The sequence below is a fragment of the Ruegeria sp. YKSF070 genome (assembly GCF_059612725.1).
In genome coordinates, this window is sequence record NZ_JBXWRD010000025.1 from 1 (window position 1) to 26446 (window position 26446).

The window sequence follows — 26446 nt, forward strand, 5'->3', positions numbered from 1 at the left end:
GGTTCGCGCCCCACCAGTCGGTCCCGCGGCAAAGCTGGCCATCGGCAACCCAGAGCGCCAGGTCGTCCCGGTCCAGAAACGCCCGCAAACGCCGCCGGATCACCTCCGGGTCTCCCAGCACGCCCGCCACCAGGGTCCTGCGCCAGGGATCGCCATCGGCCCGGTGCGGCGATTTCTTGCCATGCAGCTTGCACACCGCCCGATAGCGGGCGAGCAGGCCGGAATTGACCAGATGCACGAAGGGCAGGATGTCGCGCCCGCGATTGGGAAACACCCATATCCGCGCCCGGGGAAACGCCGCGCGGATCCGCGCCCGCAGGGTTTCATCCGCCCCGGCCGGGCCACAAAGCGTGACGTAGAGATCGAAGTCAAAGTGCTGCCCGGCCAGCGCCCGGGCGAAATCACCCCACATCTCAGGGTAATAGAGATGCAGAACCACCGCGTGATCCGCCCCCGGTTGCGGCGCATCCCCGGGGCCGATCCGGGGCAGGGTCACCCCGTCGCTCTCTCCGCCGCCCGGCGGCAGCAGGGCGGTCCGGTTCTCGGCCTGCCCGGTCCCGAGGTAATGCAGCAGGGCCCGGGTGCGGGCCGGGTCGAGATCGGGATTGTGGAACAGATAGGCCCGCGGCGAGAACTCCGCCGCCGGGCTCAGCCCCAGCGCCTCGCCGAACAGCGCGTAATGGCGCTCGGGCGCCAGCCGGAACAGCCAGCGCAGGCGCGGGTTCGAGGCCAGATAGAAGGCCCGGTCGAAATACGCGCTTCGCCGCAGCAGCCGGACATAGGCGCGGGTCTCGGCATCCGGCCAGAGAAACCGGCCCAGGATGCGCAGACGGCGGGGCAGGGGGTGATCCATCGTCAGGCCTTCCTCTCCGGCCTAGCGCATCAGCAGGATGTCCTTGTGGTGCCGGGTCAGGAACAGCAATCCGAAGATGCCCAGCACCAGGGAGATGACAAAGACATAGAGCGGGCTGACATAGACCGCGTCATAGGTCGCGAAGAACCCCTTGCGCATCTGGCTGGTGATATGGGGCAGCGGGTTCAGCATGAACAGGTCGCGAAACCGGGCCGGCACGTTCTCGGGGATGAAGATGACCCCGGCCAGGATGAACATCGGGCGGTTGCCGACCGCCCAGATCCGGGCCCAGACCGGAAAGCGGGTGGACAGGTAACAGTTCATCACGCCCACCGACAGGGTAAGCGAAACCAGCATTCCGATCGCCAGCATGATGGCCGGCCAGTTCAGAATCGGGTTCAGGTCGAAGATCCAGATGATGCCCGTCATCACGATCACCATGACCAGGAACTGGGTCAGCGCATTGAGCAGGAACCGGGCCAGCAGCGCATCCATGAAGGTGACCGCCGGATAGGACAGGAACGGCCGGGAATAGCTGATCGAGGCGGCGATCTGACCGCTGATCGACATGTAGAACAGGAACGGCAGCAGGCCGGTCGCGTAGAAATAGGGAAAGTTCGTACCCAGGCTGGGACTGCGCAGGATCAGGTTGAACACGATGCTGAGCAGGGCGACGCCCGCGACCGGTTCCAGAATCGCCCAGATATACCCCCCCGGCGAGGTCCCGTAAGAGGTGCTCATTTCCCGCAGAACCAGCGCGGAGATGCTCCGGAACGTGCGAAAACGGCGGGGTCCTGGCTGTTGCGCCGCGGGAAATGCCATGGTTGGGATGCTTTCAATAACTCTGGATCAGGATGGCCTTTGTCGGTAAAGCAAGATAAGGATTTTGTTAGATAATTGAAAGAACGGAATAGACGTGGCCGACACACCGTCATCTGCGAACCCGAACCCGACTTCCCCCTCTGACGAGACCGCATCGGACGATGCGGAAACGCGGGGCGAGGCCGATACCGGCTCTCAGGACAATCTCCTCAGCGATCCGGGTTGCGAGGACCGTACCCTCTGGCTAGGCAGCCTGGGCGCCACTGTCACCCGGCGCAATCACGACCAGTCGGAACCCACCTCGTCCAGCGCGCTGCGCATCACCTTTGGCGAGGAGGGCAGCGGCGGGGTCTATAGCGAGGCGATCCCGGCTCCGGGGCTGCGGCATCGCCGGTTCCGGGTCCGCTTCATGGCCCGGGCCAGCCGGACCGGCATCCGCGTCCGCTATCAGATCGCCAGCCGCAACGACGTGGGACGGTTGCAGTCGCACGAATCCGGGCTGAGCCGGCTGACCACAACCTTCACCCAGGTCGAGGATTACGTCACCCTGGGCGATGCCACGGTCGAGAAGATCTATCTGCGGGTCTTCGTGCGCAACGAAGAGCACCAGCAATGGTTCGAAATGACCGATGTCGAGCTGACCGATGTCACCGACAGCGTCGTCGACCAGGCCCCCGAAGCCGCCCCCGCGGCCCGGCCGCGGGATACCGGTACATCGCCCACCGTGATCGAGGTGGCCCCCGCCGCCCAGCCCGCCAGCATGAAGGCGCGGCACTGGATGCTGGTGTTCAGCTTCCTGCTGGCGGTGGTCGCGCCGACGCTGGTGGCGGGCTATTACCTTTATACCCATGCCGCCGACCAATATGCCTCGACCGTGGCCTTCACGGTGCGGCAGGAGGAAAGCGGCTCCGCGCTCGAGGTGCTGGGCGGGCTGCGCAACCTGTCGGGGGCCAGCTCCACCGATACCGATGTGCTCTATCAGTTCATCCAGAGCCAGGAACTGGTGCAGGCGGTGGACAGGGAGCTGGATCTGCGCAGCCTCTATCGCAAACCGGAATATGACCCGATCTTCACCCTGACCGAAGACGCCTCGATCGAGGAGCTGGTGGAGTACTGGACCCGGATGGTCCGCATTCTCTACGATCCGGGGACCGGCCTGATGGAGGTCGAGACCCGCGCCTTCGAGGCCGCCGATGCCAAGGCGATCTCGGAATCGATCTTTCGCTATTCCGGCGACATGATCAACGAGCTGTCCGCGATCGCCCGCGCCGACCTGACCCGCTATGCCAAGGAAGAGCTGGACCTGGCCATCGAGCGGCTGAAAGAGGCGCGCCGGGCGCTGACCGTGTTTCGCAACGAGACCCAGATCGTCGATCCCGGCGCCGATATCCAGGGGCAGATGGGCCTGCTGAATTCGTTGCAGGCACAGCTGGCCGAAACCCTGATCGAACAGGATCTGCTGCGCGAAACCGCCCGGGCCAACGACCCGCGGCTGGAACAGGCGAAGCTGAAGATCGAGGTGATCGAGAAACGCATCGGCGAGGAACGCCGCAAGCTGGGCGTGAGCGGCCAGCATGGCGACACCGGCGTCTTTGCCGATCTGGTGGGCACGTTCGAAAGCCTTCAGGTGGACCGGCAATTCGCCGAGGAAGCCTATGTCTCGGCCCTGTCGGCCTATGACTCCGCCGTCGCCGAAGCCCGCCGGCAGAGCCGCTATCTGGCCGCCTATGTCCGCCCGACCCTGGCGCAGACCCCGCAATATCCGCGGCGCGAAATCCTGCTCCTGCTGACCGCCCTGGTCATGTTCGGCATCTGGGCCATCCTCAGCCTCGTCTTCTACAGCCTGCGGGACCGCCGGTAACCGTCATGACCCTGCGACTGGAGCATGTCTCGAAAACCTTCGTCCTCAAGGGCGCGCGCAAGGTGATCGCGGACGACATCACCCTCGAGGTGCCCAAGGGGCGCTCCATCGCCCTGCTGGGCCGCAACGGCGCCGGCAAGTCGAGCCTGCTGAACATGATCGCCGGGGCGATCCAGCCGGATTCGGGCCGTATCGTCACCCTGGGCACCGTGTCCTGGCCGGTGGGGTTTTCCGGCAGCTTTCACCGCGACCTGACCGGGGCGCAGAATGCCAAGTTCCTGGCCCGGGTCTATGGGGTGGATACCGGCGAACTGCTGGCCTTTGTCGAGGATTTCGCCGGGTTGGGCGCGCATTTTCACCAGCCGGTCCATACCTATTCATCCGGCATGCGCTCGCGCCTGGGCTTTGCCTGTTCGATGGGCATCCATTTCGACATCTATCTGGTCGACGAGGTCACCGCCGTGGGCGATGCCGCCTTCAAGCGCAAGAGCGAAGCCCTGTTCATGAACCGGCTCAACAGCAGCGGCGCCCTGTTCGTGTCCCATTCCATGGCCTCGGTGCGGCGGGTCTGCGACGCGGGGGCGGTGCTGGAAAACGGCCGGCTGACCTATTACGACGATCTCGACGAGGCGATCAGCGTGCATGACCGGAACATGCGCATCGGCTGACCCCATCCGCGAGCGGGGGAGGGGGCATGGCGCAAAGCGGCGCCGGGTCCGGGCGGATCACACCAGGTCGAAATCGCTATTGGTCAGCGCAAGCCCGGTGCTGAGGGTGGCGAATTGCTGCGCCGCCCCGGCACCATTGCCATCGGCGTCGTAGAACAGCCCGCCATCATCGGTGTCATAGATGATCCGGTGATCGGCGGTCTGCGCCGTGCCCGAGGTATCGGCGAAAAAGGCGTTGGCCGCCAGCGCACCCGCCGACAGGGTGTCGAAGATCGCCACCGACAGTTCGATCTGGTCGTCCACGACGCTGTAATCGCGGATGGTGTCGATATTGCCGGCCCCCAGCGCGGTCGAGAACACGAAGGTGTCGTTGCCGCCTTCGCCCGACATCTCGTCGGTGCCCTCCTTGCCGTCGATCCGGTTGTTGCCGCCATTGCCCTGGATCCACTGGCCCAGTTCGTTGCCGGTGAGGGCCAGGTTCGAGGTGCCAAGGCGCGAGGTGGTGTTGATGCTCTCGACCTCGGACCCCGCCGCCAGGGTAAAGTCCTTGCTGGTCGAGACACGGTCGAACGTGCCTTCGCCCGCGGCCTCGACAACCGTGGTGCCGGTATTGCGCACGATATAGACATCGTTGCCCCGACCGCCGATCAGGGTGTCACCGTTTGCAACGGAGCCGCCGCCATCGCCGAGATAGTTCTTGCCGTCATTGCCGATGACCGTCTGTTGCGAGGTGTTGCCCTCGATGTTGCGGCTATAGGTTGCAAAGCGCGAGGTGGTGGTCAGCAGCTCGATGAACACCCCGTCGGCCAGCACGTAATCGACCCCGGCCGCAAGCCGGTCATTGGCCCCCTGGGTCGAGGATTCAAAGACCTGCGTGCCGGCATTGTAGACCCGGTAGATATCGTTGCCGCCCCGGCCATGCAGGATATCCGCGCCCGCGCCGCCGCCATCGCCCAGCGTGTTGGCGCCGTCATTGCCGACGATGGTCTGCGACAGTTCATTGCCGAAAAGGGAGATGGCGGTACTGCCGCCGGAATTGGTGGTCGAGAGAATTTCGATATCCGTCCCGGCCGTGAGCTCGAAGCTGGACAGGCGGCGCACGGCGACATGATCCCCCGTCCCCTGGCCGGATGTTTCCGTTATCACGTCGCCGACATTGTCGACGTAGTAATAGTCGTTGCCGGTTCCGCCTTCCATGACATCGCCGCCCAGCCCCCCGGTAAGCGTGTCATTGCCCGAACCTCCGTCCAGGGTGTCGTTGCCATTGCCGCCGTCGAGCGTGTCGTCGCCGACACCGCCCCGCAACGTGTCATTGCCGTCGTTTCCGGCGATCTCGTCATTCCCGCCGGTGCCGTCGGCAATGAACTCAACGGCCCCCGCTGTGACAAGAACCGGGGTTCCGGGGGACACCAGATTGACGAACTGGCTGTTTGCCGCGTCGACCGACCAATGCGCCTTGAGATTGGGCACCGCGGCGGCGCTGACCTCGGTAAACGCGTCCGCCTTGATCTCGTCGGCAGTGCGGGCGACATCGAAAACCCGGATATCGCCCAATCTGCCGGTCAGGGATTGCGCGCCGTCGAACCCGCCGCCCAAGGTATCCTGATCCTGCCCGAACACCAGCGTTCCGCCCGTGGTCACAGCCCCTGTGGGAAAGGTCGTGCTGGCCAGGACGACACCATCGACATAAAGGGTCACCGTACTGCTCGCATCGGCGTCGACCACAAGGGCCATCCGGTGCAGGTCGCCGTCGAACAGGCCCCTGCCATCGACGCCGGTGTCGACAAACTGGTCGTTGTAGTAGAGCTCGATCTCGCCATCGGTGCCAAGCCCGACAAGGAGTTCATTGAACGACCCCGGGACGGCATAGGACAGAAAACTCTGGAAGCGCCCGCTGAAAGGATGCGCATCGGATCGGAACAGCCAATCGACCGTCAGATCGCCCGCCGGCATGGCAAAACCCGCCACCGAAACGCTTTGGTCGGTCGGGAGGCCGTAGTTGAGCCGGACCATGTCGAAATTGCCGTCACCCAGCAGCAGATCCGCATCCTCCCCGCCCAGCAGGGTGTCGTTGCCCCCGGCGCCCAGGACGGTATCGTCGCCCGCGCCGCTTTCGATCCGGTTGGCGGCCTGGTTGCCCACGATCCGGTCATTGCCGGTTCCGCCCTTGGCATGTTCGATCAGTGACCGGGTGTCGTTTTCGAACAGCCGGGCATTGGCGACGTTGAAATCCGCGGGCACCCGGGCACCGGTCTTGCCATTCAGATCGGCAAGCTGCGCATCGTCGAAAATCGAGAATTCACCGGGCGCCAGGTCGATCTTCAGGTTTGTGGTGTAATTGCTCAGATCATAGGTGTCTTCGCCATCGCCGTCCCAGATGGTTCGAAAGATCCGGTTGCCGGCGGGCGCACCCTGCCCGGTGCCGTTGATGGACATCTCTCCGGTTGTCGTGTCGAAGGTATAGGTGGAATTGCCGCTCCAGACCTCGCCCGTGGTGGCGTAATTGGCCCCGTACAAAAACTGAAGGGCCGCGATATCGAGGATGGGAAAGGTTTGCGCCCAATCGATGGGCCCGCCGTCGAATGTCCCCTGAGTGTCCTCGAAGAAGTCGGTATAGGTTACGGTCGTGTAGTTCTGGGAATCGAGGCCAAACGCCTTGAAGGCGGGAAATTCATGACCGTGCTCCAGCCCGAAAGCATGTCCAAGCTCGTGCAGGATATAAAGATAGGCCTCGTTGCCGCTGATCGGGTTGTCCACCTCGGGAGAGGCGTAAACTGTATCTCCGTTATACTCGCTGGTCCCGGGTAGGCCTGCGAAGGCACCGAAATTTCCCACTTCGGAATGCAGTGCAAACACGGCTTTGTCCCCGGTTCCGTCACCGGGCAACTCGCTGAATGTCAGGGTGGTGAAACTTGCCACCTCGGCAAAGATCATGCGGGCGGCGGCTTTCTGAACGTCGTTGAACGCCTGGAAAGGGCCTGCGGTTCCAACGGTATAGCCATAATAGGAGGCTGCATCGGGAAAGGCGAAGGTGAGGTGGGAATCGGCCCATTTGAATGACGCCAGCCAGGAGTCGAACTCGTCGGTTGAGGTTCCCGAAGCGACGACATTGGCGCACATGTGCGGTTCCTTTCAAATTTCTCTTCGAAACGGCCCATGCGGATGCGCGCAGGACAGCCCGGATCAATGAACTCGGCCAAGACCCCTGGAAGAGAGGTCATCCAAGCGTGATGGCGGCGGCCAAGGCCCGCGCAAGAAATCACCTGACTACAAAATCCCCCTCCGGAAAATACTGGGAGAGGGGAGCTCAAGATTGGTGCGCCGCTATAACGTCCTGCGACTATAGCAAAATTTGTTAACTATTTCGGAACTATTTTGTGGCAGCGGCGCCATATGTGTCTGGCGCCGCTGGTTGTTTTGGGTGGCTCAGACGATGTCGAAATCCGCGTTCGTGAGCGACAGGCCCGTGGTGAGGATGGCGAATTGCTGCGCCGCCCCGGCCCCATTGCCATCCGCGTCGAAGAACAGCGCGCCGCTGTCGGTATCATAGATGATCCGGTGGTCGGCGGCCTGCGCCGTGCCCGAGGTATTGGCGACAAAGGCGTTGGCGCCCAGCGTGCCAGCGGACAGGCCCGTGAAGATCGCCGACGCCAGTTCGATCTGGTCGTCCACGACGCTGTAATCGCGGATGGTGTCGATATTGCCGGCCCCCAGCGCGGTCGAGAACACGAAGGTGTCACTGCCGCCTTCGCCCGACATCTCGTCGGTGCCTTCCTTGCCGTCCAGCCGGTTGGCGCCGCCATTGCCCTGCAACCATTGTGCCAGCTCGTTGCCGGTCAGGTCGATCGCATTGGTTCCGAACCGCGAGGTGGTGTTGATGCTCTCGACCTCGGACCCCGCCGACAGGGTAAAGTCCTTGCTGGTCGAGACCCGGTCGAACGTGCCTTCGCCCACGGCCTCGACAACCGTGGTGCCGGCGCTGCGCACCACATAGACATCGTTGCCATCGCCGCCGATCAGGGTGTCGCCATTGGCCACCGACCCGCCGCCATCGCCCAGCACGTTCTTGCCGTCATTGCCGACAATCGTCTGTTTCGACGTGTTGCCCTCGATGTCCCGGCTATAGGTCGCATTGCGCGAGGTGGTGGTCAGCAGTTCGATGAACACCCCGTCGGCCAGCACGTAATCGACCCCGGCGCCAAGCCGGTCATTGGCCCCCTGTGACGAGGATTCAAAGACCTGCGTGCCGGCATTGTAGACCCGGTAGGTATCGTCGCCGCCCCGGCCGTGCAGGATATCCGCGCCCGCCCCGCCGCCATCGCCCAGCGTGTTGACGCCGTCATTGCCGACGATGGTCTGGGCCACCTCGTTGCCAATCAGGTCCATGGCCGTGGTACCCGCCGAATTGGCGGTGGTCATCAGTTCGATATCGACCCCGGCCGCCAGCGTATAGCTGCCGTTCATATGCACCGACACCCGGTCCATCGTGCCGTTGCCCGCGGTCTCGACGATCTCGTCCAGCGGGTTGTCGACATAGTAGAAGTCATTGCCGCCCAGGCCGATCATCCGGTCATTGCCGTCCCAGCCTTCCAGGATGTCGTCGCCGCTGGTGCCGGTCAGCGTGTCGTTCTGGTTGCTGCCGTCCAGCTGTTCGATATCGGTATAGCTATCGCCCACCGCATCGCCGGTATTGTTGGCCGGATTGTTCATGTCCGCGACCACACCGCTGGCCGAGGTGATATAGGTCACCGTATCGTGGCCCAGCGGGCCGCCGTTGAAATTGCCGGTCTCGGCGGTGCCGTCAAACACCTCGTCGCCATCCTCGCCGTTGATCGTGACGGTCACCGTCGCGGTATCGCCGCCGGTGATGGTATAGCTAAAGGTATCGGTGTCGGTGGCACCCAGGGCCATGCCGTCAAAGGCGCCGTTGGTGTTGTAAGAGAAGGTGCCGTTGGCGTTCAGCGTCAGCAGCGCGCCCGAGGCCAGCGTGATCTGGGTGCCGACACTGGCGGCATTGCCATTCACCTCGGTGACGCTGAACGGATCGCTGTCCGCATCCGAATCCGCGGTTGTCGGGTTGGCCGCAAACACATCGCCGTTGAGCGTTGCCGTCTCGTTGACCGAGACCGCGTCATCCACCGCAACCGCCGGATCGTCGACCGCGGTGATGTCGATATTGACCGAGCCCAGGCTGACATCGCCCGACCCATCGCCATCATTGGCGGTGATGCTCAGAGTAGCGGCATCGTCGCCATTGGCATTCAGCGCGCCGGTATACTGGATGTTCGAGGCGGTATCGAGATAGGTGGTGATATCCGCCGCCGAACCCACCAGCGTGATGGTGGTGGCATTGACCAGCGTCTCGGTGACTCCGCTGCCCACGCCCGCCCCGTCCGCCGGGGTCGAGAAGGTGCCCGCGTCCACGCTCAGGGTGACGGTGATCGGGTCGCTGTCCGGATCGGTCAGGGTGACCGAGGACAGGTCGATATTGCCGGCGGTGTCCTCGGTGACGGTGACGTCGGTGGGCAGGCCCGAGATGCCGGGGTTGTCGTTCACCGCGGTGACATTCACCGTCGCCGTCGAGGTCGCCGAATTGCCCGCGCCGTCATTGAGCACGATATTGATCGAACGGGCCCCGCCGGTCGGGTTGTCATCGCTGGAATTGTCATAGCGCAGCGCCTCGATCAGCTCTTCGATCACCGCCGGTGTCGCGAGGGCCGAGGTGAAGGTGATCACCAGGTTCGCCCCGTTGGTGCCGCCACTGACGGTGCCGAACTGGACGCTGTTGTAGAACACGCCAACGCCGGCAACGCCGATGCCCGTGGCACCGCCATTGTTGACCGACAGCTGATCCTCGCTCAGCGCGCCGGTGATCGAGACGGTCAGGCTGCCGCCGTTGAAATTGGCATGATCGGGGTCGGTGACCGAAACATCGGTCCCGGATTCGATCGGAACCGGGCCGCCGAACAGCTCGTTATAGGCCGAGACATCGCCCTGAAACCCGGTGATCACCGGCAGGTCGTTGACCGGGGTGATGGTAAAGGTGAAGGTCTGGCCGGTGACCGGGGTGGTGCCGTCCGACACCTGGAAGCCGAAGCTGTCCGAAGTGGTCTCACCGTCATTGTGCTGGTATCTTATGGTGCCGCTGTTGATTTCGTTCTGGGTAAAGGTGCCGCCGACACCAAGGGCGCTTTCACCAGCATCGACCACGTTGTTGAAATTGAAATCCCGCCAGAGCGTGCCATTGGAGACCGAGTTGGTGGTGATCGTGTAGGTCAGATTGACATCCGTGGTGTCGGCATCGTTGGTGTCCAGCTCGGTCGAGGTGATGACATCCACCGCGCCCTCGTTCAGCGACGAGCCGGTATTGGTGTCCACCGTCGGCGCGGCGCCCGGCGCCTGCACCGTCATGGCGCTGAGCGAGGTGAAGGGGTCGGCGCCCGCTGTCGAGGTAAAGGGGGTGGATTGGGCGGTCCAGTTCGCGGCATTGGCGATCGCCGTCTGCAACTCGGCCTTGGTGCCGGTGGTGGTCCCGCTGTAATAGAGGTTGCCGTTTGTGCCGCCGCCGAGTTCGATGTAAGCCGGTGAAAAGGCCGTGTTCAGATCGGAATTGAGCGGCTGCGTCGAATTGGTGCCCGAGGTCCCGGCCGGAATGCCCGACCAGGCGCCTTCAGGAGCACTGTCGTCGAAATCCGTGCCCCAGATCAGGGTGGGTGAGGCGATCGAGCCTTGCAGCACAAAGAGCTGGTCGCCACCGCTGGCAGTGGACCAGAAATTGCCGCCGATCCCGACCTGGGTTGCGTTCACGGTGCCGCTGGAGACACCGTTGACATAGACGTTCATCACGCCCTCGGACCCGGTCTCGGAAAAGGTGACGATGGTTCCGGCGGTCAGGTTGCTGGGCGGGGTCCAGGAAATCTCGCCCTCGCCGGTGGCGAAATTGTTGCCGTCGGTCCAGCTCTGCTCGGTGAAGATGATCGGATGGTTGGTATCCACATCGACCAGCAAGACAACGCTGAAGGCGTCAACCGTATCGGGTTGCCAGCCAACAACGGCGACATCGCCCTGATTGAGAATGGTCATGGAATGCTCCCTCTGAAAGTCCGCGCATGGGAAATGGCTGACTGATTTTGCGTTTAAACTATACCGGCGAGTCTACCCTTCGGCACACGCGTGTCACGTGCTTTGTCCGCCTGCCCGTGCCGGGAAGGGAAAAAAGGTATCTCCGACCCATCTTTTCCCGCTCCGGCGGCCAGGAAACGCGTCCGGGACCCGCCAGCGTATGCGTCCATGCGCGAGCGTAGGGAGGGGTGCCGACTTCGTCTGTAACCTGCGTCACATCAAGGGCGGGAAACCCGCCTGCACATCCGGCAGGCAGGTTGTTTTACATAAAACGGATTATCTGTCAGTCCTGCGGCACATGCCCGAGGAACCAGGCATAGGTGCTCTCGACCCCCTGCTCCAGCGGGATCGAGGCCTGCCAGCCCAGCCGGGCCAGGCGGCTGACATCCATCAGCTTGCGCGGGGTTCCGTCCGGTTTGCTGGCGTCAAAGACCAGCCGCCCCGCAAAGCCGGTCACCCGGGCAACAAGCTCGGCCAGCGCGCGGATGCTCAGATCGACGCCCGACCCCACGTTGATATGGCTCAGCATCGGCTCGGTCTCGCGGTCATAGACCGCGCGTTCCAGATCCATGACAAAAAGCGACGCCGCCGCCATGTCATCCACATGCAGGAATTCGCGCATGGGCGTGCCGCTGCCCCAGATCACCACCTCGTCGGCACCTTCCCGCACCGCCTGGTGGAACCGCCGGATCAGGGCGGGCAGCACATGGGAATTCTCGGGGTGGAAATTGTCGCCCGGCCCATAAAGGTTGGTCGGCATCACCGAGCGGTAATCGACCCCGTATTGCCGGTTGTAGCTCTCACACAGCTTGATGCCGGCGATCTTGGCGATGGCATAGGGTTCGTTGGTGGGTTCCAGCGGGCCGGTCAAGAGCGCGCTTTCAGCCATCGGCTGGGCGGCTGCGCGCGGATAGATGCAGCTTGACCCCAGTTGCAACAGCCGCGTGACCCCGGCGGCAAAGGCCTGGTGGATCACGTTGCATTCGATCATCAGGTTCTCATAGATGAACTGCGCCGGATAGGTGTTGTTGGCATGGATGCCCCCCACCCTGGCCGCCGCCAGGATCACCTGGTCGGGACGTTCGGTGGCCATGAAATCGCGCACTGCCGCCTGGTCGGTCAGGTCCAGTTCCGCATGGCTGCGGGTGATCAGCTCCAGCGCTTCGCCCGCCGCCTGCCGCGCCTGCAACCGGCGCAGGATGGCGCTGCCGACCATGCCGCGATGGCCCGCCACATAGATCTTCATCGCGCTCACCCCTCGACCGAGACCGGCACATCCATGCCATGCGCCTTGAGTAGGGCGTGACGGCGCGCGGTCTTCAGATCCTCGGCCACCATCTCGGCGCACATCTGCTGCACCGTGATCTCCGGTTCCCAGCCCAGTTCGCGCTTGGCCTTGGACGGGTCGCCCAGCAGCGTGTCGACCTCGGCGGGGCGGAAATAGCGCGGGTCGATGCGCATGATCACGTCGCCCGGTTTCAGCGCCGGCGCCATGTCGCCCGCGATGGCGGTCACGGTGGCGATCTCGTCCACGCCGTCACCCGAGAAGGCAAGCGTGACGCCCAGCTCGGCCGCCGACCAGGCGATGAACTCGCGCACCGAATATTGCACGCCGGTGGCGATCACGAAATCCTGCGGAACCTCCTGCTGCAGCATCATCCACTGCATGCGCACGTAATCCTTGGCATGGCCCCAGTCGCGCAGGCTGTCGATATTGCCCATATAGAGACACTCTTCGAGCCCTTGGGCGATATTGGCCAGGCCACGGGTGATCTTGCGGGTGACGAAGGTCTCGCCGCGGCGCGGGCTCTCGTGGTTGAACAGGATGCCGTTGCAGGCATACATGCCGTAAGCCTCGCGATAGTTCACCGTGATCCAATAGGCATACAGCTTGGCCACCGCATAGGGCGAGCGCGGATGGAACGGGGTGGTCTCGCGCTGGGGCGTCTCTGCCACCTGCCCGTAAAGCTCCGAGGTCGAGGCCTGATAGAACCGGGTCTGCTTCTCCAGCCCCAGAAAGCGGATCGCCTCGAGCAGGCGCAGCGTGCCCATGGCATCGACATCGGCGGTATATTCGGGGGCCTCGAAGCTAACCGCCACATGGGATTGGGCGCCCAGGTTATAGACCTCGTCGGGCTGCACCTCGGACAGGATCCGGGTCAGGTTGGAACTGTCGGTCAGATCGCCGTAATGCAGCCGGAACCGGGCATGGTCGGTATGCGGATCCTCGTAGATATGGTCGATCCGCTGGGTGTTGAACAGCGACGAGCGGCGCTTGATCCCGTGCACCTCATAGCCCTTTTCCAGCAGGAATTCGGCCAGATAGGATCCATCCTGCCCGGTGACCCCGGTGATCAGCGCGGTTTTCGACATGCGTTCAGGTTCTCCTGCTGTGCCCGCGGGCATTTGTCTGTCGGTGATACCGGTCCAGGCAGGGGATTTGCAAGCGACCCTCCACCCGGCAAGGCGTCCCCCGGAGCGCAGGGGCCGGGGCGCAGACACGAAAACAGGCCCGCAAAGGGGCCTGCCTCAGATTACATGGACCATGGTCGGCCGAAAGGCCGTCCGGATCAGCTGCCGCTGCCGGTCGTGGTCGTGGTGGTCGAGCTGTCGTCGCCGGCAACGGCCGCGACAACCACAACAGCGGCCAGAATACCAGCTGCTGCCCCTGCGCTGATGGTGCCGCCGACCAGACCGCCAGCTGCGGTACCGCCGCTGACCGCGCCTGCATAGGCGGGGTTCACGGTGCCGGGAACGCACCAGACCTTCAGACGACCGTCTTCCAGGTACTCGGCGCGGGTCACGTCGCAGATGTTGGCGTCACGTGCATCATCGATGGCTGCAGCCGACACAACCGCGGGCGTCATAACTGCGAGAGCGGCAAGCGCGGTAATCGTTTTCTTCATAATCAAACCCCTTTTGGCTGAACTTGACTGGGTTGTAGACCGAATCATATCTCTTTTCAACGTGCCATGCACCTAGAGACCCCTGAGATGGGACACTTTTTTCCAGTTTTGCCCCGTACGTTCATTTTCGCAGCAGGCGAAACCGCATATAGCCGATCTCCGGACCCGCCCATTGCCGTGATTGCCAGACCACGCCCGCGCCGGTGTCGATCCAGTAGGAATTGGTGATTTCTCCTGTATCTCCAACGCAGTACTGCTCGATAAGCCGGGTGGAATGGCGCCGGCCGACGATCTCGATCTGGGCCGGTCCCCGATCGGCCAGATCGCAGGCCAGCGTCATGCGGCGCTCCTCGATATCGCCGGTCCGGATCATCTGCAGCTGCGGCCCGCCCTCGGACGGGCCCGGCAAGGATCCGCTCACCTGCACCGTGCTGGACAGGATATCGCCGCCAATCCCGCGGGTCGCCACCAGCACGCCGTTGCGCATCGTCAGCGAGACATTGTCGCCGGTGCGCCAGACCTGGACATGGCCGGCCGGCCCCTCGTCGCGCTCGGCCGAGACATAGAGATAGGCCGCCATGTCGAGCCGCTCGACCCGCGCCTCGAGCGCCGGGGCGGTCAACGCGTCCAGCTCGGCCCGGGTCACCGGCGGCAGTTCGGCCGGACCGGCGCGGCGGGCCTTGATGATGTCGCGGGTATTCTTGGCGATCTCGACCTGCAACGGCACCTCTTCGGTGCCCGAGGCACAGCCCGTCAGCACCGCCAGCAGCCCCAGGATCAGCCCCTTGCGTCTCATATCCGTCATTCCCAGAACCCCGCCCATTCGTCGGTCAGCGCCTTGCGATGGGCCTCGCGGACCTGACCGTAGAGCCGGCCCGGCACATGCACCCGGGCGCCGCCGTCGCGCTGGATCGGCCGGATCGTGGTGCCCAGCGACTTGCGGCTGGGCTTGCCCAGGAACCATTCCAGCGGGATGCTGAAGCGGATGCCCTTGTCGAACGAGCCTTCGCCGAAATCGGCCGACGAGACATTGGTGAGCGTGAAGAAGCCCCCCACCGACCAGCCATTGGCGAACACCCGGTCCAGCGACACGGTGGCGCCGATATCGCCGGCCAGATAGCGGCCCACGTCGATCTGGCCGTGAAACCCGTTGCCCATATCCATGTAGGCCGAGGCATGGCCGGTGAAGACCCGGTAATCCTGGAAGCCGAGCCGCTGGTTGAAATCCCGCTTCAGCGCGTAATTGGCCTCGACCCCCAGCGCCAGCGGGCTGTTGACAGGTTTCCAGAGAACCTCGGTGGACAGACCGCCATAGCCGTATTCGAAATAGCCCGCCGTCACCCGGGCATAGAGATCCTTGCCCGGCTGCCAGTAGCGCGCCACGTAGAGGTTGTTCAGCGTCGTGTCATATTGCGCATACAGCACCTGGTCGGTGCGGACCGGCGGCAGCGCCGAGGGCGACAGGCGGCCGTCCTTGGTATTGCCGGCCAGCCGCTGGCGGATCTTGCCCGAGATCACCCAGCCCGGCGCGGGCTGGTAGGTGGCGCCGAAATCGACGCCCACGTCGATGCGCAGCGGCTGATCGGGGTCAAAGAAGGCGGGCGCGAAATAGGGCGCCACCGACCAGCTGAAATCGGGATAGAGCTCGCGGCCATAGACCGCGCTGTCCGAGGCCGGCGCGGCCGAGTTGAACCCGGTCACCGCCAGCATCGCCTCCGAGGCATTGGCATCGAATTCCAGCGCCTCCAGATCCGAGCGCCGCAGGGTGATCGTGGACAGGCTCATCCCGCGCGAGACCGGCACCAGGTGAAAGGTTTCGACCGAGGGCGGCAGGATGCGGGCCATGGTCCGGGCCGCCCGGCCTGCTGCCACCGCGTAAGACCGGTAGCGCGAACTGCGGAACCGCAGCCGGGCGCTGTGGGCGTCGATCTCGAGGCTTTCCAGGATCAGCCCCTCGTCCTTGAGTGCCGCCTGCAACAGCGAGCGCAGCAACGGCGCCGGGCGGCCTTCGGACCAGCTGGTGCTCCAGGCCTCGGGGTTGGTGGCACGGTCGGGGCGCGGCTGGATCGGTTGCGGCGCCGCCAGGGTGCGCGGGATCGCCGGCTGTTTCGGGTTCAGCTGGATCTGCGCGCTGAGGCCGAATTCCGACCCGTAAAGGTAATAGGCCCCCAGCCGGGTGCGTGGGCTGGCCTGCCATTCCACCCCGAAATTGACCGGCGATTTCTTCTGGAACACAGAGGTGGTCTGGGTCTCGGTCACGTAATCGTCCGAGGAATATTCCAGCTTGAAGCTCCACTTGTCGTTGGCCTGCCATTCCAGGCCGCCGAACAGCGCCATCGGGCCGCGGAACCACTGGTCATAGGACAGCTGGCCGCCGGTGCTGCCGGGGGTGAAGGCCGGCCGGCTTCCATAGCCGCCAAACGAGCCGAAACTGCCCAGCCGCCCCCAGCCGAGACCGGCCGTGACCTTGAGCCGTCCGGGCAGGTGCGAGGCCCCCAGCGGCGGGGTGTCGAATGTCTTGGTGGCGACCAGGTATTCGGCCGCGTAGACGCCGGTGCCCGCGAAATCCTGCAAACCCAGCGCGATCTGGGGCCGGTACCGGGTTTCCCGCGCCAGCCGGAACCGCACATCGAAGCCCCGGTCATAATAGGTGGGAAAGCCGCGCAGGTTCCAGTTGCCGATCGAGTTGTAGCGGAAGCTGGCCGAGACCCAGGGCGTCGGCTGAAAGGTCAGCGTATAGCGCCCCTGATTGCCGAAATAGCTGATCGTGGTGGTGAACTGCCCCTCGGGCAGCATCTCGGCCGAGGGCATGTCGATGACACCCGGCACACCGTAAAAGTTCAGCGTCGGGACCGGCAGCGTCCGAAACACCGGTTCCTGCGCCACGGCACCGGGGATGACGACATCGGCCTGCTGTGCCTGCGCGGCGGCCCCCAGAACCGCGGCCAGCATCCAACCCGTCACCGCAATGCGTCGCATGAAACAATCCTGCCCTCGAACTTGTTAATCTCTTATGCGATGCGGCCCCCGCATTCGTAAAGCCGCAATGCTGGCCGCGGGCCAAACAACGGGCCGGGGCGCGGCCCGAAAGCCCGGCTTTCAGGCTCAGAGCTTGCCGGTCAGGTCCTCGGCGGGGGTCGGCACCCAGTCGATCCAGCGCTCCAGCAGATCGCGGGCCAGCTCGGCATCGCTGGCCGCCATCGCCTGGCGCAGCCCGCGCAGCATGCCAGCGACCTCGATCTCCGACAGCTTGTCCTCCTGGGCGCAGAAAATCTTCTGATAGCGGGTGCGGCGCAGATCGGGGTTCAGCGACAGCTCTTCCTGCAGCTTCTCGCCGGGGCGCAGCCCGATGAATTCGATCGCGATATCGCCCTGCGGGTTGTCCTCGTCGCGCACGCTGTAGCCCGCGCTCTGGATCACCTGTCGCGCCAGGTGCAGGATCGCCACCGGCTCTCCCATGTCCAGCACGAAGATCTCGTCCCCCGTGGCCTCGGCCCCGGCACAGAGCACCAGCTGCACCGCCTCGCGGATGGTCATGAAATAGCGTTTGACGCGGGCGTCGGTCACCGTGACCGGCCCGCCCCGGCTGATCTGGTCCTGAAACAGCGGCACCACCGATCCCGAGGATCCCAGCACATTGCCGAACCGCACCGTGGCGAACACCGTGCCCGGATGGCGGACCGCCAGATCCTGCACCACCAGTTCGGCCATCCGCTTGGAGGCGCCCATCACATTGGCCGGGCGCACCGCCTTGTCCGACGAGATCAGGATAAACCGCTCGACCCCGGTCTCGGCCGCCTCGCGCGCCAGGGTCTGGGTTCCGAACACGTTGTTGGCCAGCCCCGCCAGCGGGTTCGCCTCGACCAGCGGCACATGCTTGTAGGCCGCCGCATGCAGCACCACCTGCACCCTGTTTTCGGTCAGCACCTTGCGCACCAGGCGCGGGTCGGTGACCGAGCCCAGCACCGGCACCACCTCGATCCCGGTTCCTTCGGTCAGCTGGGTGATTTCCTGGTGCGCGGTATAAAGCGCCAGCTCGCTCAGCTCGTAGAGCACCAGCCGGGTCGGGCCGCAGCTCAGGATCTGGCGGCACAGTTCCGCCCCGATCGAGCCGCCCGCACCGCTGACCAGAACGCTGCGCCCCGCATAGCTGGCGCTGGCCTGGGCCAGCTCCACATCCCGCGCCGCCCGTCCCAGAAAGCTCTGCGGCGGGATCGAGGTCAGCTTGTCGACCAGCGGCTCCTCTCCGATCAGCTGGGCAAAGGATGGCAGCGCCTGCACCTCGAACCCCATCTGCTGCAACCGGGTGACGATCTGCGCCTGCTTGGGCTGGCTCTGCGACGGCATCGCCAGCAGCACCCGCCGGATACCCCGCGCGCGGGCGACTTCGGCAAGGCGGGCGGGCGGATAGACCGGCAGGCCCATCAGCGTCATTCCCTGCAACGAGACATTGTCATCGACAAAGGCCGCCGGAACGATCCGTTCATGGGTCTTGAGCGCCTGGGCCAGTTGCAGGCCGGTGCTGCCGGCACCATAGATCAGGACCGGCCGGCGCGGTCGCGCCCGGCGATAGATCCCCAGCACGATCTGATAGAGCAGCACCCGCACCGCCAGAAAGGACAGGAAATAGCTGGCGCCAAAGATCACATGGGTTCCCGGCGGCAGCGGAATCTTCGCCAGCGCCGTCAACCCGGCCGCACTGCCGGTCAGCACCAGCACCAGCACGGTGCTGCGGCCGACCGCGTGATGCTCAAAGGCATTGAGCTGGATATAGGGCAGCTTCAGCCAGATCGACAACCCCGCGGCGATGGTCATCAGCGCGGGCAGGATCGGCGCCGCCTGGCGCAGGGTCTCCAGCGGCGAGGCCGCAAGCGGCTGCACCGCATAGGTGAACAGCAGGGCCAGCGGGATCAGCGCCATGTCGATCGCCATGAAAACCGCCGCCTTCTGTGTGCGGGTCATCCGGTTAAGCAATCGGATCATATAGAGCTTTCCACCGTTTGTATCCTGCCGATCAGGACCATCTGCTCCTACCCCTCAAAACCGGTAGGACGCAACACCTGCAATATACGGAATTTTTCCGGGTCCCGGCCAGACGGCCGCGGAACAGGCCGGCGGTGCCCCCCGAATCCAACCCGAATCCGACCCGAATCCGGCGCCCGCATGCAGGCGCGGTTCGGTGAAATGCCCTTACTGGGCGGCTTCCCTGCTCTGCATGATCTCGACCAGGTACTGGCGCAGGTCGTCGCGCAGGTCGGCGCGGGCCAGGGCAAAGGCCACGGTCGCCTGCAGGAACCCCGCCTTCGAGCCGCAATCGAATCGCTGCCCCCGGAACCGGTAGCCATAGACCGGGTTGCCGTTCTCGATGTCGTGGGCGATGGCATCGGTCAGCTGGATTTCGCCCCCGGCGCCCGACTTGATCTTGTTGAGGTTCTTCAGGACCGAAGGCGCCAGGATATAGCGTCCGATCACCGCCAGGTTCGACGGGGTTTCCGCCGCCGGCGGCTTTTCCACCATGCCCTTGACCGAGACCACCGCGCCCATGTCCTCGGCCACGTCCAGCATGCCGTAGGAACTGGCCTTCTCGGTGGGCACCTCCATCGCGGCCACCATGTTGCCGCCGGTTTCGGCATAGGCCTCGACCATCTGTTGCAGACAGGGTTTCTCGGCGGCGATCACGTCATCGGGCAGCATCACCACAAAGGGCTCGTCGCCGATCAGCCGGCGCGCGCACCAGACCGCGTGGCCCAGCCCCAGCGCCCGGTGCTGCCGGATATAGGCGATGGCGCCGCTGTCCATGTTGGTGGTCTTGAGGATCTCGAGCAGCTCGGTCTTGCCCTTCTTGCGCAATTCCTGCTCGAGGATGGGGGAATGATCGAAATAGTCCTCGAGCGCGGATTTCCCGCGCGAGGTGACGAAGATGAATTCCTTGATGCCGGCGGCGCGGGCCTCGTCGATGGCATATTGGACCAGCGGCCGGTCGACCAGGGTCATGATTTCCTTGGGCACCGATTTGGTTGCCGGCAGGAACCGGGTGCCCAGCCCCGCCACCGGAAAGACGGCTTTGGTAACTTTTCGCGTCATGACATACCCTCGATAATCATTCCGTTCCGGTCCACGTTACGCGAACCCGGTTTCGCCTTCGTATAGGCCTGTGCGCGAACCGGAATCAATGTCATTCCAGCCTGCCACCGCCGTTCGGCCCGCGTCTCCGCACAAATCTGCCATCCATGCCCCGCGGCGGTCTGCTGCCTGCTGTAGCAGAGAATGACCGGCAACCCGAGGATGTTTCGCCCGGCGCCGATCCCGCGCTTGGGGTTGTGCCTTTGGCGCACCAGCATGTTGTGCCTTTGGCGCACCAGCAGAACGGGTCTTTTGGCGGGCCGGAATGGCTTGTCCGGGCCCCGGACCGCCCCCTCCGGGGGATATCGGCTGGCAGAACCCGGACCCAGTTGCTATGGCGGGCAGGACATCGGACACCACTGCGCTTTGGCGACAGGCCCAAGGGGGAGATGACGGACATGACGGCCATTCTGGTCACCGGCGGCGCGGGCTATATCGGGTCGCACGCCTGCAAGGCCCTCCGGGCCGCCGGCTATACGCCGGTCACCTATGACAACCTGGTCACCGGCTGGCGCGACGCGGTGAAATTCGGCCCCTTCGAACAGGGCGATCTGACCGACCGGGCGCGGCTGGATCAGGTCTTCGCCAAACACCGGCCCGCCGCGGTGATGCATTTCGCGGCGCTGAGCCAGGTCGGCGAGGCGATGAACGAACCGGGCCGCTACTGGGCCAACAATGTGGGCGGGTCGCTGACCCTGATCGAGGCGGCGGTGGCCGCCGGCTGCCTGGATTTCGTGTTCTCCTCGACCTGCGCCACCTATGGCGAACATGACAATGTGGTGCTGGACGAAGAGACCCCGCAGCAGCCGCTCAATGCCTATGGCGCCAGCAAGCGCGCGGTCGAGGATATCCTGCGCGATTTCGGCGCCGCCCATGGGCTGCGGTCGGTGATCTTCCGCTATTTCAACGTGGCGGGTGCCGACCCCGAGGCCGAGGTGGGCGAGTTCCACCGCCCCGAGACCCATCTGGTGCCGCTGATGCTGGACGCGATCGAGGGCAAGCGCGCCGCGCTGACCGTGTTCGGCACCGATTACGACACCCCCGACGGCACCTGCATCCGCGACTATGTGCATGTCTGCGATCTGGTGGATGCCCATGTTCTGGGTCTGAAATGGCTCGAGGACGGCAAGGGATCGCGGGTCTTCAACCTGGGCACCGGCAGCGGGTTTTCGGTGATGGAGGTGATCGAGCACTCGCGCGCCGTCACCAACCGCGCGGTGCCCTACGAGACCGGCCCGCGCCGGGCGGGCGATTGCACCAAGCTGGTTTCGGGCAGCACCCGCGCCGCCGCCGAACTGGGCTGGCAGCCGCACCGCTCGGATCTGCAGACGATGATCTCGGACGCCTGGCGCTGGCACCAGAGCGGGCATTACGAGGCATAGGACGGCCACCCGCCCTGCCCCGCGCGCGCCGGCCTCAGGGCAATGCGATGGGCGCGGCGTCGGGCGCCAATGCGTTGATGCGGCGCAGATGCTCGGGCAAACAGCGGGTGAGGAAATCGTATTTCTCGACCACATGCGCCCGCGCCGCCGGGCCCAAATGGGCATGGGCCTCCGGATTGGCCAGCACGTCGATCACCTGATCGGCCAGCGCGCCGTGATCGAAGAAATCCACCAACAGCCCGGTTTCGCCATGGCTCACCGCCTCGCGCACCGGGGCCACGTCCGAGGCCACCACGGTGGCCTGCATCGACATCGCCTCGAGCAGCGACCAACTGAGCACGAAGGGCATGGTCAGGTAGATGTGACAGCGGCTGAGCTGTACGATCTGGCGGAACTTGTCATAGGGAACGCGGCCCAGGAAATGCACCCGCTCCCAGTCCAGGTCCCCGCCCACCTCGGCCTCCATCTCGGCGCGCAAGCCGCCCTCGTGACGGCTCTTGCGCCCATAGGAGACCTCGTTGCCGCCCAGGATCAGCACCCGGGCCTGGGGTCGCGCGCGCAGGATCCTTGGCAGCGCGCGCATGAAGATATGGAAGCCGCGCGCATGTTCCAGGTTGCGCGCCAGATAGGTAAAGACCTCGTCATTGCGGGTCAGCGGCCGGTCCAGCCGCCCCAGGCCCAGCTGCACCTGCGGATCGGGGTGCAGCAGGTCGGTGCGGATGCCGTCGTGACAGGTATAGAACTTGTCGTGGAAACTGGCGGGAAAGACATCCCGTTGCCAGCGGGTCGGCACATGCCCCAGATCGACATGCTGGATATTGGTATAGGGCACCGCGTTGCGGGCCTCGAGCAGGAAGGGCGAATGTTCCGAGGGCTTGTCGTCGGGGTCGAACCCGACCAGCCCGCCCTCGCTGATGTAGAAATATTCGAAGAAGCCCAGCAGCGGCACGTCGGGCCAGATCTGCTTGAAGAACAGCAGCTCACCCCAGCCGGTATGGCCCAGCACGATATCGGGGCGGAACCCGGCCTCGCGTTCCAGATCCCGGGCCGCCATGGCGGCGCCGAAGCCGGCACCGGCGGCCTCTTCCCAGGTCTTGGACAGGCCATAGGCGCCCTTGGCGGGCTTGTGATGCGGCTTGTAGACCACCGTCCGGACACCGGGGATACGCGGCGCCGGGCTGCGCTGGGTCAGGAACACCAGCTCGTGCCCGCCCTGGGCGGCCAGCCATTGCACCAGCTCCCGGTACTGGCCCGGCATGTTCTGATGGACAAAGAGGATCTTCACCGGATCAGCCTCTCCAGATAGGCGCCATAGGCGTTCTTGGCGAACAGCGCCGCCCGCGCCCGCACCTGATCGGCGTCGATCCAGCCCGCCTCATAGGCGATTTCCTCGGGGCAGCCGGTCTGCAACCCCTGCCGCTCTTCCAGCGTGCGCACGAAATTGCCCGCGTCCAGCAGGCTGGCATGGGTTCCGGTATCCAGCCAGGCATAGCCGCGGCCCATGGTCTCGACCCTGAGCGCGCCCTGTTCCAGATACATCTGCAACAGATCGGTGATCTCCAGCTCGCCCCGGGGCGAGGGGGTCACCGCGCGCGCCCTTTCGGGGGCGGTACCATCGAGGAAATAGAGCCCGGTCACCGCATAGTTCGACGGCGGCTCCTTGGGTTTCTCGACGATGCGGCGGGCGATGCCGGCCTCGAAGGCGACCACGCCATAGCGTTCGGGATCGGCCACGTGATAGCCGAAGACGGTGCCGCCGGTCGCATGCGCATCCGCCGCCGCCAGCAGTTTCGGCAACCCGTGACCAAAGAAGACATTGTCGCCCAGCACCAGCGCGCTGGGGGCGCCGTCCAGGAAATCCTCGGCCAGGAGATAGGCCTGCGCCAGCCCGTCGGGGCTGGGCTGGACCACATAGCTGAGCGAAATTCCCCACTGGCTGCCATCGCCCAGGGTGCGGATGAACTGGTCCTGGTCCTGCGGCGTGGTGATGACGCAGATCTCTCGGATCCCCGCCAGCATCAGCACGCTGAGCGGATAATAGATCATCGGCTTGTCATAGAGCGGCAAGAGCTGTTTCGACACCGCCATGGTGATCGGATAAAGCCGGGTGCCGCTGCCGCCTGCCAGAATGATCCCCTTGCGTCCGCTCATGCCCGTTCTCCCAGATCTCTCAATATCCCGGCCAGCCCGGCCCGCCAGTCGGGACGTCTAATACCGAAAACCGCCTCCAGTGAGGCGCAATCGAGGCGGGAATTGAGCGGCCGGCGCGCGGGCGTGGGATAATCGGAGCTGGGAATATCGGTGACCTCGCAGGCGATCCCGGCCAGCGCGAATGTTTCGCGCGCGAAACTGGCCCAGCTCACATCCGGGGTGCCCGCGAAATGATAGGTGCCCGACTTGCCAGGATCGTCCACCAACTGGCCGGCGATCTCCAGGCAGGCTGCCGCGATGGCGCCGGCCGGTGTCGGCCCGCCCAGTTGATCGGCCACGATGGTGAGCCGGTCCCGCTCCCGCCCCAGCCGCAGCATGGTCTTCACGAAATTCGCCCCATGTGCCGACACCACCCAGGAGGTGCGCAGGATGGCATGAACCCCGCCCGCCGCGCGCACCGCCTGCTCGCCCGCCAGCTTGGAGCGGCCATAGGCGTTCACCGGCCCGGTCGCGTCATCCGGATGCCAGGGCGCCTCACCGCTGCCGTCAAAGACATAATCGGTGGACACGTAGACCAGCGGCAGCCCACGCGCGGCACAGGCCCGGGCGATGGCGCCGGGCGTATGCGCATTGACGGTGGTGGCCAGCTCCTCCTCGCTTTCGGCCCGGTCGACGGCGGTATAGGCCGCCGCGATGATCACGGCTTCTGCTCCGGTATCCTCTATCCGCGTCACCGGATCGAAAGGATCGGTGAAATCCGCCAGGTCGCGACCCAGGCAGATGGTGCCGGGCAACCGCGCCAGTTCGCGCCCCAATTGCCCGGTCTGCCCGAATACCAGAACGGTCATGCCCCCTCCCCTGTCTTCATTCCGCCCCAAATACTCCCGCCGGAGGCGAGATTTTTCGTCGAAAAATCTCTCATGCCCGCACCCCCAGCCGCTGGCCGACACCGTCGCGGCTCTGCAGGGCGCGCCACCAGGCCTCGTTGCCCAGATACCAGGCGACGGTTTTCTCCAGCCCCTCCTCGACGGTGACGCTGGGCCGCCAGCCCAGCTCCTCGCGGATGCGGGTCGGGTCGATCGCATAGCGCGCATCATGTCCCGGACGGTCGGTGACAAAGGTGATCAGATCGGCATAAGCCTTGCCGTCAGCGCGCGGGCGCAGGTCATCCAGGATGGCGCAGAGGGTTTTCACCAGTTCCAGATTGGTCCGCTCGTTCTCGCCGCCGATATTATAGGTCCGCCCCACGGCCCCTCGTGTCACCACCAACAAGAGCGCCTCGGCGTGATCCTCGACATAAAGCCAGTCGCGGATATTGGACCCGTCGCCATAGATCGGCAGCGGCTTGCCCGCCAGCGCGTTCAGGATGATCACCGGAATGAGCTTCTCGGGGAAATGATAGGGGCCGTAATTGTTGGAACAATTGGTCAGCACCACCGGCAGGCCATAGGTCTCGTGCCAGGCCCGCACCAGGTGGTCGGAACTGGCCTTGGAGGCCGAATAGGGCGAGCGCGGATCGTAAGCTGTCTCTTCGGTGAACCTGACCGCCGGATCGGCGGGCAGGCTGCCATAGACCTCGTCGGTCGAGATATGGTGGAACCTGAACGCCGTGGGCCGTCCCTGCCCCACCCAGTATTTCCGCGCCGCCTCGAGCATGTTGAAGGTGCCGGTGATATTGGTCTCGATGAAATCACCCGGCCCGTCGATCGAACGGTCCACATGGCTTTCGGCAGCCAGGTGCATCACCGCGTCCGGCCCGTGTTCGGCAAACACCGCATCCAGCGCGGCGCGGTCACGGATATCAGCCTCTACAAAGGTGTAATCGGGGTGATCCGCAACACTGGCCACATTGTCCAGACAGGCGGCATAGGTCAGCGCGTCGAGATTGACCACCGCATGGCCATCGGCGATGGCCCGGCGCACCACTGCCGAACCGATGAACCCCGCGCCCCCGGTGACAAGCAGTTTCATGCCGCGCCCTCCCAGACAAAGGGGCTGTCGAACTCGGCCAGGGCGGGGGCCGTGGCATCCTTGGCGCTCAGCACCGGGTCGCCATCGATCCCCCAGTCGATGCCGCAGCTGTCCCAGCGCACCGCGCCGTCACATTCGGGGGCGTAGTAATCGGTGCATTTGTAACAGATCTCGGTATCGGGGGCACGGGTGACAAACCCGTGCAGAAAGCCTTTGGGCACCAGAAGCTGGCGGCCGTTCTCGGCGCTCAGCTCGACCCCGAACCAGTGCCCGTAGGTGGGGCTGCCCTTGCGGATATCGACCGCCACATCGAATAGCGCCCCCCGCCCGCAGCGCACCAGCTTGTCCTGGGCATGGGGCGGCGCCTGGAAATGCAGGCCCCGGACCGAGCCCACCCGGGTGGACAGCGAATGGTTGTCCTGCACGAAATCCATCTCGATCCCGTGTTCGGCCAGCCGCGCCCGGTTCCAGGTCTCGCTGAAAAATCCGCGTTCGTCGCCAAACCGGGCCGGGGTCAGTATCAGCACCCCGGACAAGGGAGTCTTTTCCACCTGCATGTACACGTCGCCTCTTTGGAACTGTTTTCC

The 26446-nt window shown here is 64.7% G+C and carries 19 protein-coding genes; 3 read left to right on the forward strand and 16 right to left on the reverse strand.

The annotated features are described in order from the left end of the window. The coding region (locus AC2FL1_RS13380; RefSeq protein WP_496877274.1) for a rhamnan synthesis F family protein at positions 1–853 on the reverse strand (853 nt) is incomplete at its 3' end. A 21-nt stretch (positions 854–874) separates the two neighbouring features. Then, on the reverse strand, positions 875–1675 hold the full coding sequence (locus tag AC2FL1_RS13385; protein ID WP_496858994.1) for an ABC transporter permease: 801 nt from the start codon (positions 1673–1675) through the stop codon (positions 875–877). A 94-nt stretch (positions 1676–1769) separates the two neighbouring features. Here AC2FL1_RS13385 and AC2FL1_RS13390 point away from each other — a divergent pair, with 94 nt between their 5' ends. Together AC2FL1_RS13390 and AC2FL1_RS13395 are read left to right on the forward strand one after the other, a co-directional pair. Then, complete coding sequence (locus AC2FL1_RS13390) at positions 1770–3536, forward strand: KpsE/RkpR family capsule polysaccharide export protein (protein WP_496877275.1); 1767 nt, start codon at positions 1770–1772, stop codon at positions 3534–3536. 5 nt (positions 3537–3541) lie between these two features. Beyond that, positions 3542–4204: an ABC transporter ATP-binding protein gene (locus AC2FL1_RS13395; protein ID WP_496830740.1), complete on the forward strand. Its 663-nt coding sequence runs from the start codon at positions 3542–3544 to the stop codon at positions 4202–4204. 57 nt (positions 4205–4261) lie between these two features. On the opposite strand, the gene AC2FL1_RS13400 is transcribed toward AC2FL1_RS13395, so the two are convergent. The 9 genes from AC2FL1_RS13400 to galU form a co-directional block, all read right to left on the reverse strand. Then, positions 4262–7324, reverse strand: a complete 3063-nt coding sequence (locus AC2FL1_RS13400; protein WP_496877276.1) for a M10 family metallopeptidase C-terminal domain-containing protein — start codon at positions 7322–7324, stop codon at positions 4262–4264. A gap of 306 nt (positions 7325–7630) precedes the next feature. Further along, on the reverse strand, positions 7631–11287 hold the full coding sequence (locus tag AC2FL1_RS13405) for a beta strand repeat-containing protein (RefSeq protein ID WP_496877277.1): 3657 nt from the start codon (positions 11285–11287) through the stop codon (positions 7631–7633). A gap of 322 nt (positions 11288–11609) precedes the next feature. Beyond that, positions 11610–12572, reverse strand: coding sequence for a GDP-L-fucose synthase (fcl, locus tag AC2FL1_RS13410; RefSeq protein WP_496877278.1), 963 nt, complete (start codon positions 12570–12572; stop codon positions 11610–11612). A 5-nt stretch (positions 12573–12577) separates the two neighbouring features. Then, the gene (gene gmd, locus AC2FL1_RS13415) at positions 12578–13699 is read right to left on the reverse strand and encodes a GDP-mannose 4,6-dehydratase (RefSeq protein WP_496877279.1); all 1122 of its coding nucleotides are present in this window, start codon (positions 13697–13699) and stop codon (positions 12578–12580) included. A 197-nt stretch (positions 13700–13896) separates the two neighbouring features. Beyond that, a complete protein-coding gene (locus tag AC2FL1_RS13420; protein WP_496830731.1) occupies positions 13897–14232 on the reverse strand; it encodes a hypothetical protein in 336 nt (111 codons plus the stop codon). A gap of 121 nt (positions 14233–14353) precedes the next feature. Next, positions 14354–15037 (reverse strand): YjbF family lipoprotein, encoded by a 684-nt coding sequence (locus tag AC2FL1_RS13425; protein WP_496830729.1) that lies wholly within the window; start codon positions 15035–15037, stop codon positions 14354–14356. Next, positions 15034–17211, reverse strand: a complete 2178-nt coding sequence (locus tag AC2FL1_RS13430) for a YjbH domain-containing protein (protein ID WP_496877280.1) — start codon at positions 17209–17211, stop codon at positions 15034–15036. The genes AC2FL1_RS13425 and AC2FL1_RS13430 overlap by 4 nt, the downstream gene beginning before the upstream one ends. Before the next feature lie 126 nt (positions 17212–17337). Then, positions 17338–19215, reverse strand: a complete 1878-nt coding sequence (locus AC2FL1_RS13435; protein ID WP_496830725.1) for a polysaccharide biosynthesis protein — start codon at positions 19213–19215, stop codon at positions 17338–17340. Between the two features lie 207 nt (positions 19216–19422). After that, positions 19423–20316: a UTP--glucose-1-phosphate uridylyltransferase GalU gene (gene galU, locus AC2FL1_RS13440; protein WP_496830723.1), complete on the reverse strand. Its 894-nt coding sequence runs from the start codon at positions 20314–20316 to the stop codon at positions 19423–19425. A 437-nt stretch (positions 20317–20753) separates the two neighbouring features. Between galU and galE the strand changes: the two genes are divergently transcribed. Continuing rightward, entirely contained in the window at positions 20754–21737 is a 984-nt protein-coding gene (gene galE, locus AC2FL1_RS13445) for a UDP-glucose 4-epimerase GalE (RefSeq protein ID WP_496877281.1), read from the forward strand. Between the two features lie 34 nt (positions 21738–21771). Here the strand turns inward: galE and AC2FL1_RS13450 are convergent, their stop codons facing one another. The 5 genes from AC2FL1_RS13450 to rfbC all read right to left on the reverse strand — a co-directional run bounded on the left by AC2FL1_RS13450 (position 21772) and on the right by rfbC (position 26416). Beyond that, positions 21772–23022 (reverse strand): glycosyltransferase family 4 protein, encoded by a 1251-nt coding sequence (locus tag AC2FL1_RS13450; protein ID WP_496877282.1) that lies wholly within the window; start codon positions 23020–23022, stop codon positions 21772–21774. Next, complete coding sequence (rfbA, locus tag AC2FL1_RS13455; RefSeq protein ID WP_496829883.1) at positions 23019–23888, reverse strand: glucose-1-phosphate thymidylyltransferase RfbA; 870 nt, start codon at positions 23886–23888, stop codon at positions 23019–23021. Before rfbA ends, AC2FL1_RS13450 begins: the two co-directional genes overlap by 4 nt. Next, positions 23885–24736 carry a dTDP-4-dehydrorhamnose reductase gene (rfbD, locus tag AC2FL1_RS13460; protein WP_496877283.1) on the reverse strand — a complete coding sequence of 284 codons (852 nt, stop codon included), beginning with the start codon at positions 24734–24736 and terminating at the stop codon, positions 23885–23887. Before rfbD ends, rfbA begins: the two co-directional genes overlap by 4 nt. 70 nt (positions 24737–24806) lie before the next feature. Then, on the reverse strand, positions 24807–25859 hold the full coding sequence (gene rfbB / locus AC2FL1_RS13465; protein WP_234145693.1) for a dTDP-glucose 4,6-dehydratase: 1053 nt from the start codon (positions 25857–25859) through the stop codon (positions 24807–24809). After that, complete coding sequence (gene rfbC, locus AC2FL1_RS13470) at positions 25856–26416, reverse strand: dTDP-4-dehydrorhamnose 3,5-epimerase (RefSeq protein WP_496829877.1); 561 nt, start codon at positions 26414–26416, stop codon at positions 25856–25858. Before rfbC ends, rfbB begins: the two co-directional genes overlap by 4 nt. Positions 26417–26446: the final 30 nt, after the last annotated feature.

What these genes read in the sequence shown, in the direction of transcription:
- galU (WP_496830723.1), bottom strand. Translation starts at nt 20,316, where the DNA reads ATGACGCGAAAAGTTACCAAAGCCGTCTTTCCGGTGGCGGGGCTGGGC.
- AC2FL1_RS13420 (WP_496830731.1), bottom strand. Translation starts at nt 14,232, where the DNA reads ATGAAGAAAACGATTACCGCGCTTGCCGCTCTCGCAGTTATGACGCCC.
- AC2FL1_RS13395 (WP_496830740.1), top strand. Translation starts at nt 3,542, where the DNA reads ATGACCCTGCGACTGGAGCATGTCTCGAAAACCTTCGTCCTCAAGGGC.
- rfbC (WP_496829877.1), bottom strand. Translation starts at nt 26,416, where the DNA reads ATGCAGGTGGAAAAGACTCCCTTGTCCGGGGTGCTGATACTGACCCCG.
- AC2FL1_RS13385 (WP_496858994.1), bottom strand. Translation starts at nt 1,675, where the DNA reads ATGGCATTTCCCGCGGCGCAACAGCCAGGACCCCGCCGTTTTCGCACG.
- AC2FL1_RS13435 (WP_496830725.1), bottom strand. Translation starts at nt 19,215, where the DNA reads ATGATCCGATTGCTTAACCGGATGACCCGCACACAGAAGGCGGCGGTT.
- galE (WP_496877281.1), top strand. Translation starts at nt 20,754, where the DNA reads ATGACGGCCATTCTGGTCACCGGCGGCGCGGGCTATATCGGGTCGCAC.
- rfbA (WP_496829883.1), bottom strand. Translation starts at nt 23,888, where the DNA reads ATGAGCGGACGCAAGGGGATCATTCTGGCAGGCGGCAGCGGCACCCGG.
- gmd (WP_496877279.1), bottom strand. Translation starts at nt 13,699, where the DNA reads ATGTCGAAAACCGCGCTGATCACCGGGGTCACCGGGCAGGATGGATCC.
- AC2FL1_RS13425 (WP_496830729.1), bottom strand. Translation starts at nt 15,037, where the DNA reads ATGACGGATATGAGACGCAAGGGGCTGATCCTGGGGCTGCTGGCGGTG.
- fcl (WP_496877278.1), bottom strand. Translation starts at nt 12,572, where the DNA reads ATGAAGATCTATGTGGCGGGCCATCGCGGCATGGTCGGCAGCGCCATC.
- rfbB (WP_234145693.1), bottom strand. Translation starts at nt 25,859, where the DNA reads ATGAAACTGCTTGTCACCGGGGGCGCGGGGTTCATCGGTTCGGCAGTG.
- AC2FL1_RS13405 (WP_496877277.1), bottom strand. Translation starts at nt 11,287, where the DNA reads ATGACCATTCTCAATCAGGGCGATGTCGCCGTTGTTGGCTGGCAACCC.
- rfbD (WP_496877283.1), bottom strand. Translation starts at nt 24,736, where the DNA reads ATGACCGTTCTGGTATTCGGGCAGACCGGGCAATTGGGGCGCGAACTG.
- AC2FL1_RS13430 (WP_496877280.1), bottom strand. Translation starts at nt 17,211, where the DNA reads ATGCGACGCATTGCGGTGACGGGTTGGATGCTGGCCGCGGTTCTGGGG.
- AC2FL1_RS13400 (WP_496877276.1), bottom strand. Translation starts at nt 7,324, where the DNA reads ATGTGCGCCAATGTCGTCGCTTCGGGAACCTCAACCGACGAGTTCGAC.